The 18,291-nt window shown below is 59.1% G+C and carries 15 protein-coding genes and 1 pseudogene; 14 read left to right on the top strand and 2 right to left on the bottom strand.

The window, feature by feature from the left end; all coding sequences use genetic code 11:
* Positions 1 to 15: 15 nt before the first annotated feature.
* The 9 genes from LPC22_RS03440 (at position 16) to LPC22_RS03400 (ending at position 9,400) form a co-directional block, all read left to right on the top strand.
* Positions 16 to 1,281, top strand: a complete 1,266-nt coding sequence (locus tag LPC22_RS03440) for a sensor histidine kinase (RefSeq protein WP_229132133.1) — start codon at positions 16 to 18, stop codon at positions 1,279 to 1,281.
* The gene (locus LPC22_RS03435; protein ID WP_308443376.1) at positions 1,268 to 1,948 is read left to right on the top strand and encodes a response regulator; all 681 of its coding nucleotides are present in this window, start codon (positions 1,268 to 1,270) and stop codon (positions 1,946 to 1,948) included. Before LPC22_RS03440 ends, LPC22_RS03435 begins: the two co-directional genes overlap by 14 nt.
* Positions 1,949 to 2,269: 321 nt before the next feature.
* Positions 2,270 to 2,833: a GNAT family N-acetyltransferase gene (locus LPC22_RS03430; protein ID WP_229132122.1), complete on the top strand. Its 564-nt coding sequence runs from the start codon at positions 2,270 to 2,272 to the stop codon at positions 2,831 to 2,833.
* 1,062 nt (positions 2,834 to 3,895) lie between these two features.
* Complete coding sequence (locus tag LPC22_RS03425; RefSeq protein WP_229132120.1) at positions 3,896 to 4,804, top strand: ABC transporter ATP-binding protein; 909 nt, start codon at positions 3,896 to 3,898, stop codon at positions 4,802 to 4,804.
* Positions 4,801 to 5,532 carry an ABC transporter permease gene (locus tag LPC22_RS03420; protein WP_229132118.1) on the top strand — a complete coding sequence of 244 codons (732 nt, stop codon included), beginning with the start codon at positions 4,801 to 4,803 and terminating at the stop codon, positions 5,530 to 5,532. Before LPC22_RS03425 ends, LPC22_RS03420 begins: the two co-directional genes overlap by 4 nt.
* A gap of 225 nt (positions 5,533 to 5,757) precedes the next feature.
* A complete protein-coding gene (locus LPC22_RS03415) occupies positions 5,758 to 6,321 on the top strand; it encodes a hypothetical protein (RefSeq protein WP_229132116.1) in 564 nt (187 codons plus the stop codon).
* Between the two features lie 49 nt (positions 6,322 to 6,370).
* A complete protein-coding gene (gene ftsY, locus LPC22_RS03410; RefSeq protein WP_229132114.1) occupies positions 6,371 to 7,588 on the top strand; it encodes a signal recognition particle-docking protein FtsY in 1,218 nt (405 codons plus the stop codon).
* Between the two features lie 190 nt (positions 7,589 to 7,778).
* Complete coding sequence (locus tag LPC22_RS03405; RefSeq protein WP_229132111.1) at positions 7,779 to 9,044, top strand: ammonium transporter; 1,266 nt, start codon at positions 7,779 to 7,781, stop codon at positions 9,042 to 9,044.
* Positions 9,045 to 9,061: 17 nt separating this feature from the next.
* On the top strand, positions 9,062 to 9,400 hold the full coding sequence (locus LPC22_RS03400) for a P-II family nitrogen regulator (protein ID WP_121914953.1): 339 nt from the start codon (positions 9,062 to 9,064) through the stop codon (positions 9,398 to 9,400).
* A gap of 91 nt (positions 9,401 to 9,491) precedes the next feature.
* Here the strand turns inward: LPC22_RS03400 and LPC22_RS03395 are convergent, their stop codons facing one another.
* Positions 9,492 to 10,883 (bottom strand): MATE family efflux transporter, encoded by a 1,392-nt coding sequence (locus LPC22_RS03395; RefSeq protein ID WP_229132109.1) that lies wholly within the window; start codon positions 10,881 to 10,883, stop codon positions 9,492 to 9,494.
* A gap of 416 nt (positions 10,884 to 11,299) precedes the next feature.
* Between LPC22_RS03395 and dnaB the strand changes: the two genes are divergently transcribed.
* The 5 genes and pseudogenes from dnaB to LPC22_RS03370 all read left to right on the top strand — a co-directional run bounded on the left by dnaB (position 11,300) and on the right by LPC22_RS03370 (position 17,269).
* Complete coding sequence (gene dnaB, locus LPC22_RS03390; protein ID WP_121915062.1) at positions 11,300 to 12,640, top strand: replicative DNA helicase; 1,341 nt, start codon at positions 11,300 to 11,302, stop codon at positions 12,638 to 12,640.
* Position 12,641: 1 nt separating this feature from the next.
* The gene (locus tag LPC22_RS03385; RefSeq protein ID WP_373312884.1) at positions 12,642 to 14,036 is read left to right on the top strand and encodes a MurT ligase domain-containing protein; all 1,395 of its coding nucleotides are present in this window, start codon (positions 12,642 to 12,644) and stop codon (positions 14,034 to 14,036) included.
* 26 nt (positions 14,037 to 14,062) lie between these two features.
* A complete protein-coding gene (locus tag LPC22_RS03380) occupies positions 14,063 to 14,869 on the top strand; it encodes a type 1 glutamine amidotransferase (RefSeq protein WP_229132106.1) in 807 nt (268 codons plus the stop codon).
* A gap of 217 nt (positions 14,870 to 15,086) precedes the next feature.
* Positions 15,087 to 15,254: pseudogene (locus LPC22_RS08510) on the top strand (phasin family protein); the annotation flags it as partial.
* Positions 15,255 to 15,559: 305 nt separating this feature from the next.
* Positions 15,560 to 17,269 (top strand): ABC1 kinase family protein, encoded by a 1,710-nt coding sequence (locus LPC22_RS03370; protein WP_229132324.1) that lies wholly within the window; start codon positions 15,560 to 15,562, stop codon positions 17,267 to 17,269.
* A 50-nt stretch (positions 17,270 to 17,319) separates the two neighbouring features.
* Here LPC22_RS03370 and LPC22_RS03365 read toward each other — a convergent pair whose 3' ends face one another.
* Complete coding sequence (locus LPC22_RS03365) at positions 17,320 to 18,180, bottom strand: aldo/keto reductase (RefSeq protein WP_229132104.1); 861 nt, start codon at positions 18,178 to 18,180, stop codon at positions 17,320 to 17,322.
* Between the last annotated feature and the right edge of the window lie 111 nt (positions 18,181 to 18,291).

Here is an 18,291-nt window from a genome sequence, read left to right as displayed (position 1 = left end):
GCGTGAGGGGGCGCGATGAAGGGTATGGCAACCAACCTATTCGAGCTATTGAGCAATCAACGCTTGACCAGGTTCGTCATGCCTCTGCTGAGCCTGGTTTACACGCTTCTCTATGTCAGCGCCCCCACGTTTCCTCCAGTCTGGGCCGGGAACATTCCTTTGCCCGTTTGGAAGACGGTCATTGGCCTGATCGGACTCCTGTGCTCCTGCCTGCTGTACTGGAGCAGACAATTTCCCCTGCTCATCACGACCATGGAGACCCTGGTATACGTTGGCCTGTCATTTGCCACCTCGGACGATAGCTTCCTGATACCACTTGTAGGGGCTCTCTATTTCTGCATCTGTTTATCGTCAGCACCCAGGATTGCGGCAGGCGTGTGTGAGGTAGTCGCGGCCGTCAGTCTGGTCACCGTCAGCATGCATGCTGGGCACATGCTCTTTCTGGAATGGTCGGCCAGGATGGCTGTCGTCATGGCGGTCGCGGCCATTGCCGTAGCTGTCAGGTCCTACCGGATTCGACGTGAGACGCAGCAGCGTGAAGAGCAGGAGCGCATCCGCTCTGAGATGCTTGCCAGGCAAAGGGATCAGGCTATATCGCGCGCCCAAGTAGCGGGGGAGTTGCACGACAGCGTGGGCCACGACCTCACCACGATCATTGCCCTGTCCCAGGGATTTGCTGATTCGGTTGAGGTCGAAGAGCTGCAAGAAGTGCTTAAGGAGATCAATCAGGTGTCCAGGGATGGATTGGCCGACACCCGACAAGCCGTCCGTACCCTTGTCCAAGAGCATGAGGCGCTACCTGAAGAGTCCGATGATGATGGGCGCAGGTTCGGTTCCAGGCTGCACACGCTCGACGAGCTCGACACTGTAATCGCCCATGCCCGCGTGGCTGGTCTGGCTGTCGTATCTACCGAAACAGGGCGTCAGCGGCACGATCCCAGACAGGACAACCTCTGCTTCATCATCAGCAGAGAGGCCATCACCAACACGCTCCGGCACGCCTCAGATCCGAGCGCCATCGTCATCTCCCGCGACTATGAGCAGGACGGCACCCTCCGCATCAGCATCCATGACGATGGGCATGGGGATGAGCATGGGCGAACCTTGGGCGATCGGGAACCGGCCATTCACGACCACCAAGGAGTGGGTCTCAAGCAGATTGGCGAGCAATGCCGACTGATGGGAGGAAGTCTGAGTTGCGGACCAGGCAAGAACGGGGGATGGACTGTAGAAGCTATCCTGCCTGGCGCCGGCGAGAAAGAGGGCAATGCCCATGATTGACCTGATGCTGGTCGACGACCTTCCGCTCCTCCGCAAGGGGCTGGTCCGCATGATCGAGGCTGACCATGATCTCCAGGTTGTCAGACAAGCCTCCAACGGTCAGGAGGCTGTGACCATGCTGCAAGAGTTGAAAGCAGCCACACAGCCGCTGCCTCGGGTGATCCTGATGGACGTTCGCATGCCGGTGATGGACGGCATCAGTGCCACTGCGGTCATTTCCAAGGAGTTTCCCGACATTCGCACGTTGATCCTGACCACCTATGATGAAGATGATTACGCCTTCACCGGTCTGCACGCAGGCGCCTACGGCTTTCTGCTCAAGGATGTGTCTACCAGAGACCTGCACCGAGCCATTCACGCGGTGGCCGATGGAGACGCAGTGCTCACCCCCCGTATTACAGCAGAGCTCATCAACCGCGACAGAGCCTATGCCCGGCATGAGGTCAGTGATCCGCAGGCCAGGCAGCAGCTGGATAAGTTGACCCCCAGGGAGTACGAGATAGCCGGGCTCATCGCTCAAGGGCTCTCCAACCGGGAAATAGGCCAGCGCCTCACTCTCGAAATTACCTCCGTCCGGCGTTACGTAAGTCGCATACTCGACAAGACCGGTCTGCGAGATCGTACGCAAATTGTCATCACATGGTTTCAGGCCGGAATGTCTGACTGACGTTCCATGACCAGTTGTTCCGGGCATCGCGAGGAGAAAAGCAGAAAGAACAAAAGATTCCAAAGTGACGTTTTCGTTGATCTAATAAAGCTGAAGCTAAGGACTAAAGCCCAGAATTCCAGTTTGGACGAACTTTTATTGAACCTTTGTCGAACAATCATTACACATTGTGATTCTTGCTGTATTGAGTTCCAGCTATTCGGTTATGGGCACGATGTGCCAACGGCGATTGTTCGCTTTGGAAAGCCAGTTCCGTTGAATGCTGCTCAGGTAAGCTGAAACACAAAGTGGTGGCCAAACACTCGACAGAGGAGGTGGACCATGGGAATCCGTCTGGTGAGGTTGGACCGGCCGGGGGCGGTGGATGCCGAAATGATCTGGGAATATCTGCAGGCCTGCCGTTCTCAGCTTCAGGATGAAGCGGCTGGTCTCGGCCCCCTGGAGGACTGCCACAGCCTGGATGAGGTTCGTCGGTCGGGTCTGCCCGAGGTGGCTCGTCAGGCGCGTGGCGATGATCTGCCGCCGGGATTTGTGCCCGCCCTGCAGTTCGCCGCCCTTGTGCCCAGCGGCAAACTGGTGGGGATGATTCAGCTGAGGTTGCAGCTTACGCAGGCGCTTTTGCGCATGGGCGGCAACATCGGCTATTCAGTTCGTCCGGATTGTCGCCGGCGGGGCTATGCCGGGCTGATGCTGGATGAATGTCTTCGGCGGGCGGCTGCTCTGGGCATGAGCAGGGTCCTGATTACCTGTTCCCCATCGAATCTGGCCAGTCGCCGGACCATCCTCTCGCGTGGCGGGCGACTGGAGAATGTGCTCCCCAGCAGATCTGGTCAGTCAGTAGAACGGTATTGGATTGATTTGTCTACGAAACGAACAGATCGGTAAACGCAATCTTGGATGCAAAAGCAGCTTTCATGTAATTGCTTCCTGGCTAGGGTCTCTGCAATGATTTTCTCCGGCTATGACGTATATGCGCATCCAGAACGCGAACTTATTTTAAGCTTATTTTGAGCGAATGCCGGTTAGTGTATATTTTGTTTTTATGCACATTCCGTGCATTATGTACGACGGCAAAGGAACCGCCATGGGACAAACAGCTTCGACACAGAAACCATCCGATAAGCCGCAAGTCATTGCTGTCAGCTTTTTTGCCCTGGCATTCATTCTCGCTCATGTTACATCGTTTGTCACCGGTTCACGGTTCTGGGGTTCATGCACGTACCCAGCAGCTTGGCTAATGATGATTGTCTTCATGATGGTAAGACACTGGCGGCGAAACAGTGAAGGCCAGCATCATTCGAGATAGCCAATACACGAAAAGGGCGAAATAGTGGGTTCCGTCGATAACTTGCAGAGTTTCGCATCATCGCCGTCGCTGTTCGTTCGCGCGGTCTACTGTTGTCGGCGGTCAACCTCCCCACTGGTGAGCATGAGCCTGGGGAACAAGCATCGCACTTTTCTCAATATCCGCTTTTGCTGATACTGGTATGACTTCTCTTACCAAAGTGCCGATTGGAACAAAGTAGATGTACCCGGCCGCCCCTTGGCGGCTCGCTTGATAAATGGGAATATGCTGTTCCAGCTGCAGGTAAACCAGTAGTGGAATCGGCGTTTGTCAGTACGTGCTCTTGGACGCCATAATTTGTGGGACGGTGGCGGTTTTATGTCTGATCCAGCTTGTATTTTATTAGAAAATGCCTGAAATTCTGGGCTCATGGGTGAGGAAAGAATATGGATTAATAAACTATCGTAGTTGAAGCAGATGGTCTCATGGCAAAGACCATCGGAGCCAAAAATCACCAGAATATGCTGGGCCGGAATTTGAACTGATTTTTTTCCTCTGCCTGCCCAGACTCAGCAAATTGAAATAGTCATGAATAGGCAAGCAACAATAGACGACACAACCCGCGCTTTACCACATCAGTATTGACGCTGAAAGGCTCTGGAATGGGCAATATCGAAGTAAGCGTATCGAACCTTACTGTTCGAATAAAGAACAAAACGATTCTCTCTCATCTTTCATTGGAGGTTGAAGAAGGGTCTTTCCATGGGGTCATCGGGCCAAATGGCGCTGGAAAGACAACCTTGTTCACCGTCCTGGAAGGACTGCAAAAACCGGTTGAGGGAACGGTCTCCGTTCTGGGCAAGACGCCCTATCCACGCAACTTGGCCCTGCTGCGCCAAATAGGCATCCAGCCTCAAAAGTCGTCCTTCTTCCCCAAAACGACGCTCCTTGAGCACCTTACTGCAGTGGCCGATATCTACCAGGTGCCCCGGTCGCGTGTGGACGATCTTATTGATGCATTGAAACTGGATCATGTGGCATCCAACAAGGTTGAATCATTGTCCGGCGGCGAACAACAGAGACTGGCCATCGCCACGGCTGTCGTCCACCATCCTCGGCTACTCTTTTTGGACGAACCCACTGCTGCCCTCGATCCTGAGTCGCGCCATGACCTTGTGAGCCTGCTCAAATCCAGTCAGCAATTGGCCGCCACGGTTCTTTATACAACGCACCATCTGGACGAGGCGGAGCGGTTGTGCAACGTGGTCTCGATCTTGGCGGATAAGCATATTCTCGTGACGGCCAGTCCTAGCAAGCTTATTGCGCAAGCAGAGATGGAATCGACCATTCTTCTTCCGAATGCCTTGGATCAGGCCGATCATGTAGCCCGTCTCGTGGGAGCTGACTATGTAAAAGCCACACCCGACGGTCTAACAGTTCGCACCAGGGATACCGGAGTTACTTTCGCGAAATTGGTTGATTCAGGGATCAATACAAGCCAGGCGCAAGTCAAGGATGGGCGTCTGGAGGATGTCTACCTTCGCCTTCTCGAAAAGGAGAACGTCAAATGAACAGCTTCAAAACTCTATTCAAGTTGATGTTCCACTACGATATTCGTGACTGGTCCACTTTGGTTTTCACCTTTCTATTTCCTATAGCCTTGTTGCTGGTCCTGGTCCTGTCTTTTAAGAGCTACGTTCCTGGAGTTGATATTGCCAGTCAAATCAGCGCCAATGTCATTGCGTTTGGTGCGGCCTACGTGGGTATTTTTGCCGGTGCTTCGCATCTTGCCCTCTGGCGTGAGAATGGCATGCTTCAGACGGTTCGCAATTTTCCTCTATCCTGGAATGTGATTATCCTCTCCCAGGCTGTTGTGGGTATCGTCGTCCTTCTGGCGCAGGCTGTAGTGCTTGTCGTCTTGGGGATGGTCATGGGAATGAGGCTGAAACCGACGTTTTTGTCGGGATTGCTTCCCCTGGTCCTTGGCTATCTTTTGTTCTTCTTCCTGGGTGTCATTATCGCCATGATAATTTACTCCATCGCAGGGGTATCCATCCTTGCGAACATCATTATTCTGCCCCTGGGCTTCATCGGCGGAGCTATGATGCCGCTCAATATGCTGCCGTCCTGGGTGCAGACCATCGCCCCGTATACGCCCCTATATCACATGAGGGAGGCCTTGTCGATGATGCTGATTGGATCGGGCACCTGGCCTCATGCCTGGCTCGGGATTCTATACCTGGCCGTGGGCTGCATGACCTTAGGGCTTGTTTCCATATACGGTTTTCGCTGGAAATAATACTGCTGGCGGTTATGCACCGTATCCCAAAAGACTTCTCGTTTCTTGAATGGTAGTTGCGGACTCGGTTTAGGGTAATTCCTGCGCGAACCTTTCTTCGCTGCCTGCAGCCGCCTCGGATATAAGAAGGATCTTGAGCATACGCTGACCCTTCAGTGTGAAAGAGACCGATAGATTCCTCGTGTCTTAGCGCGTCTGTGGCGTTCTTCTGAGAGAATGGCGTGTATGGTCTGGCTGATTGTCCTGATATGGGTGCTGGTGGTGGCGGCATTCATCGTATTCGTCATGCGTCTGGCGCTTGGCGAGTCCCAGGACCGTGCCTTCTCCCAGTCGCTGAATGAGCGCGTGCACAGGGCCGCCCGCCGTCAGCAGGAGCGAGAGAATCAGTTGCCACGTGTAGCAGGGGGGCATCTGTCTTTCGCCCCTGGATCGGGCGAGGATGCATCAACCGCTGAAGATTCCGAACATCCCTATCCGGTCTATGTCAATTCCTCCTCCGTGGTGGAAGTTCGAGGCATGCTGGCCTCCGATTCCACGGGCGAAATAAATCTGCCCCCGCCACCGAGCAGCGATTCCACATCGTCGGTCAGCCCTAGACAACAGAAGAATGCCGCGCAGTTGGCTTCTACGGCCTCTGGGCCTCCAGCTCCCAGGAACTCCACCCTGCGATCACCCAGCCCTGAGCCTTCACGTTCGCAGCGACGGGAGCCTCAGTCCACCACCTCCGACGTCATGCCAGCAGTCAAGAGCGGTTCGCAGGCGGGAACGAGCTATCCAAGCGGAAAGTGATCGTTGGTGGTGACCGTCCGTGTCCCTTTTCGCCTTTAGGCTGGTACCTATGACAACACAGCAACTCCTTATTCTTATCGCGGTGCTGATCGTCCTGGTGCTGGCCGTGGTCGGCATTCTGGTGGCGGTCCGTAAACGCCGGTCCCAGGGGGATTCCACGCGCCCCGGCAGGGCGGAAGAGCCTGATGCCTCCCCAGCGGATTCGCATGCATCGAGTGCTTCTCCTAATCCGGACGCTTCTACGGGTTCCGGCTCAGTCGATTCAAAGGAGTCCAGTCAGTCGTCCTCAGCCGGGCAGGCAGTATCGTCGGCGCAGGAGGAGCTGGCTCATCCGGAGGCCTCTGCATCTCGTATGACCAGGCTCAAGGCCAGGCTGGCCAAGAGCCCCAACCCCTTCGGCAAGGCCCTCTTTGCCATTCTGACCAAGGACCATCTGAGCGAGTCCGACTGGGAGGATGTGGAAGACACCCTGCTCATGGCGGATGTGGGCGCCGAGGCCAGCGAACAGTTGGTGAAGCAGTTGCGTGACGATGCCCGAATTACCGGGCAGAAGGACCCCGCGGCAGTGCGTCGTGGTCTTCGTCAGCGCCTGATCGATCTGGTCGACCCCAATATGGATCGAACTCTGGTGGCTGCCCGACCTCAGGCCAACAGGCCGTCGGTCGTCATCATGGTGGGCGTCAACGGCACGGGCAAGACCACCACGGCGGGCAAGCTGGCCAGACTCTTCGTGGCCGATGGCAAGTCGGTGGTCATGGGTGCCGCCGACACCTTCCGCGCCGCCGCCGCTGACCAGCTGGAGACCTGGGGCGGCAAGGTGGGTGTGCCCGTGGTTCGCAGCGACCGCGACGGCGCCGACCCGGCCTCTGTGGCCTTCGAAGCGGCTGAACGGGCCAAAAATGATCAGGCAGATGTCCTCATTGTGGACACCGCCGGCCGTCTACAGAACAAGGCTAATCTGATGGACCAACTGGGCAAGATCCGGCGGGTGATCGAAAAGAACCTGCCCGTGGACGAGGTTCTGCTGGTCCTGGATGCCACCACCGGGCAGAACGGGATGATCCAGGCTCAGGTCTTCGCCCAGGCCATCGGGGTCACGGGCATCGTCCTGACCAAGCTGGACGGCTCAGCCAAGGGCGGCATCGTCGTTTCGGTCCAGCGTGAGCTGGGTGTGCCTGTCAAGCTGGTTGGGCTGGGCGAGGGACCCGATGATCTGGCCGTTTTCGATCCCGAGTCCTTTGTCGACGGCATTCTGGGAGACGAGTAGTCCGGCCGTTCGGCTGGTCATAAAGTGGTCATCCAATAGTCACCCGGAGGTAATGCGACGGTGACCTGACCGTCATCCTCTTCCTGTTTGATGAATCGGGAAGTGGAAGAGAATCTGACGTAGGCTGTCCGGAGGGAAGCCCTCTTTATTGGGGACTGCCCGCCCGGATGGGGAAAAGAGAGGTGTAGGCATGGATTCTGGAAATGCTGCCTGGATGCTGGTAGCGGCATCCATGGTTTTCCTGATGACTCCAGCGGTGGCTTTCTTCTATGGGGGTATGGTCCGGGCCAAGGCTGTGCTCAACATGATGATGATGTCCACGCTGGCCATTGCCGTGACGGGCGTTATTTGGGCCTTCTGGGGCTGGTCGATTTCCTTTGCAGGCAAGGATATTGGTGGTATCTTCGGCGACCCCGTCACCGGCTTCCTGCTCAAGGATACGGTCACGGCCAAGGATGGGGTCTTCACCTCGCTTGATTCTGCAAACGCTGCCTACCCACATACGATAGACATTGCCTTCCAGGCCGCCTTCGCCATGATCTGCGTGGCCCTGATCTCAGGAGCACTGGCAGAGCGAGTCAAAATCAGCACCTGGATGATCTTCGTGGCCCTCTGGATTACCTTGGATTACGCGCCCATGGCCCACATGGTCTGGAATCACGGACTGCTGGCTGCTGATGGACCCATCTCCAATGCCATCGGAGCTCAGGCCCACGACTTCGCAGGCGGTACGGTCATTCACATCAATGCCGCAGTAGCAGCCTTGGTCATTGTGCTCATCATCGGCAGGCGAATCGGCTTCCCCAAGGAGTCCATACGCCCCCACAATGTGCCCATGGTCATGCTGGGCGCCTTCCTGCTCTGGTTCGGCTGGTTCGGCTTCAATGCCGGGTCTGCCTTCGCCGCCAATGGCACAGCTGGATATGCCTGGGTTTCCACGACCATAGCCGCCAGCGGCGCCACCCTGGGCTGGCTCTTTACTGAACGGATCCGTAGCGGGCACTACACCGCCATGGGTGCCGCATCCGGCATGGTCGCCGGTCTGGTGGCTATCACTCCGGCGGCCGATGTGGTTTCCCCGCTCTGGGCCATGGTCATCGGTCTTTTGGCTGGTTTCGTTTGCTGCCTGGCCTGCGGGCTCAAGTTCCGCTTCGCCTATGACGACTCCTTGGATGTGGTAGGCATCCACGGTGTGGGTGGCTTCTTGGGCACTGTGCTGATAGGCTTCTTTGGTACCGGTACGGGCTTCCTGGCCGGCGGCAATTTCCGGCAGCTGCTGGTTCAGTTCCTGGTGGCGCTGATTGCGATCATCTACGCAGCTGTAGTAACCGGTGTGATCGCCTTTGCACTGGAGAAGACCATTGGTTGGCGAGTCAGCAAGGATCAGGAGGTCATCGGCGTCGATCAGAGCGATCAGGGTGAGAGCGCATACGACTTCGGGTCCATTCTGAACTGATCAGAAAGGAAGGCAGCATGAAACTCATTACCGCCATCGTTCAGCCCGGGCGGCTGGATCAGATTAAGCAGGCCCTAAACGAGGTCGGCGTGCACGGCATGACTATCTCGTCAGCCCAAGGCTATGGTCGGCAGGGCGGCCATAAGGAGGTCTACCGGGGCAGCACTGTCAAGGTGGATCTGGTTCCCAAGGTGCGCCTGGAGGTGCTGACCGAGGATCGCCGTGTTGACGAGCTGGTCGACACCATCGTCCAGGCTGCCGCCACCAACACCGTGGGCGACGGCAAGGTCTGGGTGCAGACCCTGGACTCGGTGGTCAGGGTCCGTACCGGGGAGACCGGCGTCGACGCCATCTGAGGCCGTCACCTACTGACCAGTTTCGGCAGGATCCCGTCGCTGTGACCGATTTATGGTCCGGCAGTTGGGGTCCTGCTTTTTCTATGTCTTTTCAGGCTTGGCTGGCCTGGTCAATTGTTCCCATCCAGACATCGGTGCGCGTTCTCAGGCCATTGCAGATGGCCCTGACGCCGATGAAGAGGACATTGAGCACGGCCCAGAGCATGGCTATCCGCCAGGTGGGTGTCCAGTTCATGGCCAGAGCCGTCATGCCCAGCAGACCGATCACGTAGATTACAGCCGTCAGGGAGCAGGTGGCTGCCAGGTAGCGATAGTCTCCGGCCCCGATCAGGATCCCGTCCAGTGCCCACATCCATCCGGCGACGGGCATGAAGACCCCCTGGACGATCATGCCCACGGTGATCAGCGACCTAATGGCCGGCGTGGGGCTAAAGAGGGGAGCGGCGAAGAGGCCCAGGGCGATCATGACCAGCCCGACCAGCACTCCCATGGCCATGCCGGCCTTGGCTGACAGGTCGGTCATGACCCGTGCCCTCGACCGCTGTCCGGCGCCCAGCTCGTTGGCTACCAGTGATTGACCGGCGATGCCCACGGCATCCAGCATGTTCAGTCCGAAGTTCCAGGCCGAGTTGACCCCCTGGTAGGCGGCCAACACCTGCTCGCCCAGGTGAGCCGCAGCCACCACGGTCATAAAGAGGCAGACCCGCAGGGCCAGGGTTCGCAGGAAGAGCGGGAAGCCGTCGCCCATGCTGGCCGCCATGCCTGAGAGCCGGGGCCGCAGTTGGGCGCCTTCCTGACGGGCCCAAACCAGGGCGGGAATGGTCAGGAAGAGCCCCATGGCCCACTCGGCGATCAGGGTGGCCACGCCCGAACCCAGAATGTCCATGTGCAGGCCGAAGACCAGAAGGACCTCCAAAGCGGTGTTGAGAATGGCGCCTGACACGGCGGCCACCAGGGTGATTTTTACTTTCTGCAACCCACGGAAGATGCCGTTGGCCGCGTAGACCAGGAGCATGGCCGGGAGGCCGAAGACCAGAGCGTTCAGATAGGTCTGCGCTGCCTGCAGGACCGGCCCGCGGGCTCCCATCAGGCTGCAGATGGGCCGACTCAAAGCCAGGAGAACGGCACAGACGACCAGGCCGATGACGAAGGCCAGCCACATGCCGTCCACACCGGCCTGCATCCCCTCCCTGCGGCGGCCGGCGCCCATGAGTCGGGCCACCTGGGAGGTGGTTCCGTAGGCCAGGAAGATGCACAGGCCCACGGTGGTCAGTACCACGGTGGATCCGATGGAGAGCCCGGCCAGGGCCGAGTCGCTGATGTGGCCCACGATGGCGGTGTCGATCATGACGAAGAGCGGGGAGGCGATCAGCTGGCCGAAGGTGGGTATGGCCAGTCCAGCGATGGTCCGGTAGGTCGCCCGCCGCTCTTCCGGCGTGATTGGTCCGGTCTTGGTTTCGGTGATGTTCCTCTGGCTGCGCATGGACGTCATGCTAATGCTCTGGACTGAAGACACAACCCCTGGAAGTCAGTCCGTGGACGCCTTGCCGGTAGATGCTGTATCACCAAATAGGCCCGAGTGCAAGCTGGATTGATGATGTGGAAGACTGTCCCCAAGTTTTGCACAGAGTTATACCCATGAGGTGGATAAGTTGCGCACATGTCCTCTAGGACACGCCTTGAATGTGGATAACTTATTTTTCTATGCACATGCAGGGGCGACTCTGTGCTGCACCGGAGAGCTCGGTGCCTCCTGGTGAATGCCTTGGGTGAAATCCTTCTCTTAGGGCTGTTAAGGACGGTCTTCTTCGTAGAATCGTGGCTATGGCTTCCGACGACTACACCGACTACACCCATCCCGAACAGCATCCCACCGATCATGCTCAGACTGGCCGTGACATGCTCTTCGACCGGGTGCCCCCGCATGACGACGATGCCGAGATGGCCGTCCTGGGCGGCATGCTCATGAGCAAGGATGCCATCGGCGAGGTCAGCCAGATGATCGACATATCCGACTTCTACCAGCCCAAGCACCAGACCATCTACGAGGCCATCGTCACCCTCTTTTCAGCCTCCCAGCCGGTGGATGCGGTCCTGGTGGCCAACGAGCTGCTCAAGTCCGGCGACTTGGAGAAGGTGGGGGGCACTGACTATCTGCACTCCCTGGTGGCCTCGGTTCCTACAGCCGCCAATGCCACCTACTATGCGGAAATCGTCCACCAGCGGGCCATCCTGCGCAATGTGATTGCGGCCGGCACCAAGATCGCCCAGCTGGGCTACTCGGCCGAGGGCTCCCAGGCCGAGGACATCGTCAACCTGGCCCAGGCCGAGGTCTACGAGATGAGCGTGGGCAGGGTTCGTCAGGATTACGAGGCCATCGGGCCGGTCGTCCATGACACCCTGGACCAGTTGGACAAGCTGCAGAACGGCGACATGGAGCGGGGTGTGCCCACAGGCTTCAAGAGTATCGACGACGTGACCCAGGGCCTGCAGCCTGGTCAGATGATTGTGGTGGCCGGCCGCCCCGCCATGGGCAAGTCCACCCTGGGCATCGATTTCGCCCGCGCTGCGGCCCTCCACAACAACATGACCACAGTGGTCTTCTCCCTGGAGATGAGCAAGAACGAGCTGGCCCAGCGCATCATCTCGGCCGAGACCGACATCCCCCTGGTGGCCCTGCGCCGGGCGGACGACATTACCCCTGAGCGCTGGAACACCCTGAACACCTTCTGGAGCAGACTCCAGGATGCCCCGCTCTTCCTGGACGATTCGCCCAACATGAGCCTGATGGAGATCCGAGCCAAGTGCCGTCGGCTCAAGCAGACCAACGACCTGAAGCTGGTGGTCATCGACTACCTGCAGCTGATGACCTCGGGCAAGCGGGTGGAGTCCCGCCAACAGGAGGTCTCCGACTTCTCGCGCGCCCTGAAGCTGCTGGCCAAGGAACTGGAGGTCCCGGTGGTGGCGCTGAGCCAGCTCAACCGTGGTCCTGAGATGCGCAACGATAAGAAGCCCATGCTCTCCGACCTGCGTGAGTCGGGATCCATCGAGCAGGATGCCGACGTAGTCTTTCTGGTCCACCGGCCGGACTTCTACGACAAGGAGGACCGCCCGGGGGAGGCCGATATCATCCTGGCCAAGCACCGCAACGGCCCCACCGACACCTTCAAGCTGGCCTTCCTGGGCGAGAAGTCCAAGTTCAAGGACATGCCCCAGGACTACCAGCAGGGAGGGGTCTGAGATCATGCATTCCACGGATTCCAAGGCGCAGCCTGCCGATCAGCCTGGTCGTCCTGGTCGGCGCTGGCGCTCCCTCCTGGCCCTTCTGGTCGGCAAGACGGTACGCCTCGTTTCGCGTCTATCCCATCATGGCGGTTCGGCCCTGCCCGGCAAGGTGGTAGAGCGGATCGACCCGGACTTCCTGGCCAGGACCCTGTCGGGGCTGCCCCGTGGAGTGGTTCTGGTCTCAGGGACCAACGGCAAGACCACGACCACCCGGATGGTGGCCTCCATGCTGGAGTCCCTGGGCCTCAAGGTCTTCACCAACCCAACCGGGTCCAACTTCACCCGCGGCGTGGTCTCGGCCCTGGTCTCTACGCTGGGGCTGTCCGGTCGGCTGAATGCCGATATTGCCGTCCTGGAGCTGGACGAGGCCTATGCGGTCCACTTCGTGCGACAGGTCAAGCCCCGCTACGCCCTCCTGCTCAATGTCATGCGTGACCAGCTGGACCGGTTTGGGGAAATCGATACCACTGCCCGGCTGCTGGGTCAGGTGGCCCAGGCCACCACGGGCACGGTGGTCCTCAACCGTGAGGATCCGCGCATCGTCAGCCTGGCCGCCCAAACTCCGGCCCAGACTGGTGTGGCCTATTTCGGGCTGTCAGACGATCTGCTGACCTATTTCCCCACCGATGACGACATGCATGCCTCGGATCAGGATGCCGATGGTGCCGCTACGGCCAGCGCTTCCCGCCCGGTTCGCCCAGGTCACCGGCTGCCAGCCGAGGTGACCCTGGAACAGGTCATGGACCACAGGGCCGCCTTCCGCCTGGACGGTCGGCTTTTGGAGACCGATCTGCGTCTGGAGGGCGTCTACAACCTCTACAACGCCGCTGCCGCCCTGGCACTGGTGAGGGTCGTTCTGGAGGACAGGGAGCCTGATGATGCAGCGCTCATGGATGCCCTGTCAAAGGTGACGCCCGCCTTCGGCCGTGGGGAGGTCATCACCTACCAGGGCGCGCCGGTTGAGCTGGTCCTGGTCAAGAACCCCATGGGCTTCCGCCTGGCCCTGTCTTCCTTCGACCCTGCCGGCCAGGACACCATGATCGCCATCCGCGACGAGTATGCGGACGGGCGCGACATGAGCTGGCTCTGGGATGTGGACTTCACCTCGCTCAGGGATACCGGCGTAGCCATGGTCTCCGGCACCCGGGCCTATGACATGGCCCTGCGCCTGGCCTATGACCAGGTGCCCGCGGAGGCGATCGAGACCGACCTGGATCGGGCGCTGACAACTTTCCTTGAGGTGCATCCCGGCCGACCCAAGCGAATCTACTGCACTTACACCTCCATGCTTCGGCTCCGGTCTGCCCTCGGCAGGCTCACGAGCGTGGATGATGCTGGGGTGGGCGCATGAGCGAGCAAACCAGAAGGAGCGCAGGAATGCCGCAGACGCAGGATAAGGCCAAGGTCAAGGCCGTGGGAGACTATCCGCCGCTGCAGATCCTCTCCCTCTACCACCGTGACATGAACATCTATGGGGATTCGGGCAACATTCTCAGCGTGACCCGCCGGGCTGAACTGTACGGATTCCGTCCCATGGTCCGCTATTACGACCCTGGCGATGCCTGGCCGGAGCGGATCGATATGATTCTGGGCGGCGGCGGTCAGGACCATGGCCAGGAACGGATCATCGACGACCTGCGGGAGCGGAGCGGACTTCTGCGCGATCTGGCCGGCCAGGAGGTGCCCATGCTGATGATCTGCGGGCTTTATCAGCTCTTCGGACATTATTTTGAGACCTCCGACCATGAGCGCCTGGAGGGGGTCGGCATCCTTGACGTGCATACCATTGCCAAGCCCGAGCGGATGATCGGCAATCTGGTGGAGCAGGCAGAGGACTTCGGCAGGGTGGTCGGCTACGAGAACCACTCGGGTCTGACCTACCTGGGGGAGGGAGCACAACCCCTGGGCAGGGTGGACGAAGACGGTCGCGGCAACAACGGCAAGGACCACACCGAGGGGGCCCGATGGAAGAAGGTCATCGGCACCTACATGCATGGGTCGCTGTTGCCGAAGAACCCGGCCATCACGGACTTCCTCATCGAGGGTGCAGCCGACAGGCGGTACGGCCAGGACACCTTCGCCCAGATGAAGACTGCCATGGACGAGAAGAGCCGGAGCGAACTGGAGCGTCTGGATTCCCTGGCTGATCAGGCCAGCTGTATCGCTGCCTCCAGGCCCAGATGAAGAGGAACCTACGGTTCCGTCTGCGGGTCCTGCACAGATTTTGATGAGTGATCGTAGGGTAATGCCAGGGGAAAGATGTTGCGGTTCCTCTTGCCACGGTGTCGAATCGGATTGGTCAATGATAACCAGCTAGACTGTAAACAGAGACGGCCGCTCGTCTCTTGGCGGTCTAAAGGGCCCGGTACTTCAAGGGCGTATGAATGCTGGGAGGCATATCATGTCGGATTTGCATATTGGTGATGGATTGCACAAGGTGCTTCTGGCTGGCATCGGAGCGCTGGCCACAGGCGTGGAGAAGGGCCAGGAGGTCATTGACAACCTGGTCAAGAAGGGCGAGCTGACGGTCGAGCAAGGGAAGATTCTTAATACTGAGCTCAAGCGCAACAAGCAAAACCGTCCCGCTCCAGCACCCGCACCTGCTCCTGCTGACAATGCACCTGCTGCTCAGGCCCCGGCTGCTGGCGCGCCCAGGTCTGCGACTCATGTTGCTCCTGCTCCCCGCCGTCCCGACCATGAGCCTCTGGCGCCAATGCCGGATCGTCGGTCCGGGTCCATCCCCATCACTTCCAATGATCCCATCGCAGGTCAGCAGGGCTGAAAGCAGTCAATTACTGTCAGCGTCGGTCGTTTGCGCCGGAATGTCTGCCGCTGGTCGGCCATGCGGATAAAGGACACAGGTGAGTGGTGAGTATGGATGCCATGAACGGACATGATGCCCCGGTACAGACCATTGGCCTCTTCGGAGTCGGCACGGGAGAGCGGCAAGGGGCAGCAGGAAGGATTCGTCACAGGCGTGGGAGGGCTCGCCGACTGGCCGAGATGATCCGCATCGTCAACCGGTTCGACATCATCCACGGCCTGACCCCGGTCACCATGCGCCGCATGTTCGAGGCGCTTGGGCCCACTTTCGTCAAAGTGGGCCAGATTCTCTCCATGCGTTCGGAAATTCTGCCGGAGGCCTTCTGCCGTGAGCTCTCAAAGCTGCGCGCCGACGCGGATCCCATCCCTTATTCTGTGGTGACCGGAACCCTGGCCGCCGAGTATGGCCGTCCGCTCGACCAGATCTTCTCCTCCATAGACCCTGTTCCGCTGGGGTCGGCTTCCCTGGCACAGGTACACCGGGCCCGCCTGGTCAGCGGTGAGGACGTGGCCGTCAAGGTCCAGCGTCCAGGGATTCAAGAGACCATGGCCCAGGATATTGACATTATGCGCAGCATGGTCAAGTGGGCCTCCCGGTTCATCCGCAGCACCCAGGTGATTGACATTCGCGGGGTGGTCGAGGAGCTCTGGGAGACCTTCCAATCTGAAGTCGACTTCCAGCAGGAGGCTGAGAATCTGGCGGAGTTCAAGGATTTCTGTGACTCATACGCCTACATCGACTGCCCGAAGCCCTATCCCGAACTGTGCACCAGGCATGTGGTGGTGATGGAGTACATCGACGGGATATCCCTCTCACGGCCTGCCCAGTTGGTGGCCCAGGGCTATGACCTGAAGGAGATCGGCACCAAGCTGGTCGACAACTATGCCACCCAGATCATGGATCGGGGCTTCTTTCACGCCGATCCTCACCCCGGCAACATCATCATCCGCGATGGTTGCATAGTCCTGATCGACCTGGGGATGGTCGGTCGCCTGGACAAGGTGACCAAATCGGCCTTGAAGGATATGATTTTCGCAGTAGGCCGCGAGGATTCACCGGCCCTGGCCCAGGGGCTGCTCCGCTTTGCCGGTACGGGAGAGGCCCGGGCCGAGGATTACCCCTATCTCCTGGCCGACCTGGATGCGGTCGTCCAGCGATTCGGCAAGCTGGATCTGGCCGATCTGGACATCGCCGAATATGTCAACGCCGTTATGAAGCTGGCCGCCCGGCATGGCATCAAGGTGCCGGGGTCGGTCACCATGGTGGCGCGCTGCCTGGTCACTCTTGAAGGGCTCCTGGACGAGTTCCTGCCCGAGGCCAATATCGTGCAGATCATCACCGATCATGTCGTTTATAGCCAGGGCACAGGATCCATCCTCAAGGAGGAGACCCGGAAGCTGGGCATCCAGGGTGACCTGGCCCTGCATGGGCTTTTGGGTGCCCTGGCTGAGTCCCAGACCGCAACCAAGATGCTGACCCGGGGCCAGTTGCGCGCCAATGTGCAGCTAGTGGGTTCTGAGGAGCCTCTGCAGCAGCTGTCCGACATGGTCAACAGGCTGACCATGGCCCTCATTGTCGTTGGCCTCTATGTGGGCTCTTCGATCGTCTACTTTGCCCGCATCAAGCCGGTGGTCTTCGGCATCCCGGTGGTCAGCATGCTGGGCTATGTGGTGGCTTTCGTTCTTTCGGTCTGGATAGTCCTGGACATCCTGATCAAGCACCGGGCCCTCAAGCGTCGGCGACGCAACGGCGAAGCCTAGGCTGAGAGCCCGTTCATCCTATATGGATATAGATACTGTCTGATGCTGAATCAGTCGGCGAAGTCCTCCACGGTTTCAGGTGATTCGTGGTTCATGAAGGCGGATTTGCCGGTGTCCATGGACCGCAACCGGTTCATCTCCTGGTCGCTGAGCTGGAAGTCCCAGATATCGAGGTTCTCACGCATGCGCTCGCGGTGGGTGGTCTTGGGGATGACGATGACCCCGTCCTGAACCAGGAAGCGCAGGGCTACCTGGGCAGCGGTCCGGCCGTGAGCCTGCCCGATCTCGGTCAATGTCGGGTTGGTGAACATCCCCTGACGTCCCTCGGCGAAGGGTCCCCAGGATTCGATCCGGGTGCCGTACTTGTCCATGTAGGTGCGTTCCTGGGGGCGCTGGTGGAAGACGTGGGTCTCCAGCTGGTTGACGGCAGGGACGATTCTATTGAACTTGACCAGATCCACATAGCGGTCAGCGTAGAAGTTCGAGACACCGATGGCGCGCAGGACTCCCTGGTCATAGAGGCCCTCAAGGGCGTGCCAGGCTGCGTAGTAGTCGTTGAAGGGCTGGTGGAGGAGGACCAGGTCCAGGTGGTCGGTACCCAGCTTCTTCAAGGACTCCTCGACCGAGGCCTTGGTCTTGTCGTACCCGTAGTTGGTGATCCAGACTTTGGTGGTCAGGAAGACCTGGTCGCGGTCGAGGCCGCTCTGGGCCAGGGCATCTCCGACGGCCTGCTCGTTTCCATAGATTTGGGCCGTGTCGATGGCCCGGTACCCGGTCTCAAGCGCATCCAGCACCGAGCGGCGGCACTCGTCCTGGTTGGCGATCTGGTAGACGCCGAAGCCTTCCATGGGCATGAGGACGCCGTTGTTGAGCTTGACGGACGGAACAGATGTGGAAGAATCATTCTGCATGGTTTCTTGCTTCTTTCTTGACAGATTGCTTGATTGGGCTGGCTGAGGGGCCGAGCATGCCTTTGTGATCTGCTGGTTCAAGGATAGGAACTTAAAGCAGCTTGAAGTCAA

The organism is Bifidobacterium mizhiense (assembly GCF_020884755.1).
Lineage (GTDB): Bacteria > Actinomycetota > Actinomycetes > Actinomycetales > Bifidobacteriaceae > Bombiscardovia > Bombiscardovia mizhiensis.
Note: the sequence above shows the minus strand (reverse complement) of the source record. Positions and strands in the feature narration are given on the sequence as shown.

Bases quoted from the DNA above. Each gene is read 5' to 3' on its own strand.
- LPC22_RS03380 (WP_229132106.1), top strand. From the start codon at position 14,063: ATGCCGCAGACGCAGGATAAGGCCAAGGTCAAGGCCGTGGGAGACTAT.
- LPC22_RS03430 (WP_229132122.1), top strand. From the start codon at position 2,270: ATGGGAATCCGTCTGGTGAGGTTGGACCGGCCGGGGGCGGTGGATGCC.
- LPC22_RS03365 (WP_229132104.1), bottom strand. From the start codon at position 18,180: ATGCAGAATGATTCTTCCACATCTGTTCCGTCCGTCAAGCTCAACAAC.
- LPC22_RS03415 (WP_229132116.1), top strand. From the start codon at position 5,758: ATGGTCTGGCTGATTGTCCTGATATGGGTGCTGGTGGTGGCGGCATTC.
- LPC22_RS03440 (WP_229132133.1), top strand. From the start codon at position 16: ATGAAGGGTATGGCAACCAACCTATTCGAGCTATTGAGCAATCAACGC.
- LPC22_RS03420 (WP_229132118.1), top strand. From the start codon at position 4,801: ATGAACAGCTTCAAAACTCTATTCAAGTTGATGTTCCACTACGATATT.
- LPC22_RS03400 (WP_121914953.1), top strand. From the start codon at position 9,062: ATGAAACTCATTACCGCCATCGTTCAGCCCGGGCGGCTGGATCAGATT.
- LPC22_RS03370 (WP_229132324.1), top strand. From the start codon at position 15,560: ATGGATGCCATGAACGGACATGATGCCCCGGTACAGACCATTGGCCTC.
- LPC22_RS03425 (WP_229132120.1), top strand. From the start codon at position 3,896: ATGGGCAATATCGAAGTAAGCGTATCGAACCTTACTGTTCGAATAAAG.
- LPC22_RS03435 (WP_308443376.1), top strand. From the start codon at position 1,268: ATGCCCATGATTGACCTGATGCTGGTCGACGACCTTCCGCTCCTCCGC.
- LPC22_RS03405 (WP_229132111.1), top strand. From the start codon at position 7,779: ATGGATTCTGGAAATGCTGCCTGGATGCTGGTAGCGGCATCCATGGTT.
- dnaB (WP_121915062.1), top strand. From the start codon at position 11,300: ATGCTCTTCGACCGGGTGCCCCCGCATGACGACGATGCCGAGATGGCC.
- ftsY (WP_229132114.1), top strand. From the start codon at position 6,371: ATGACAACACAGCAACTCCTTATTCTTATCGCGGTGCTGATCGTCCTG.
- LPC22_RS03395 (WP_229132109.1), bottom strand. From the start codon at position 10,883: ATGCGCAGCCAGAGGAACATCACCGAAACCAAGACCGGACCAATCACG.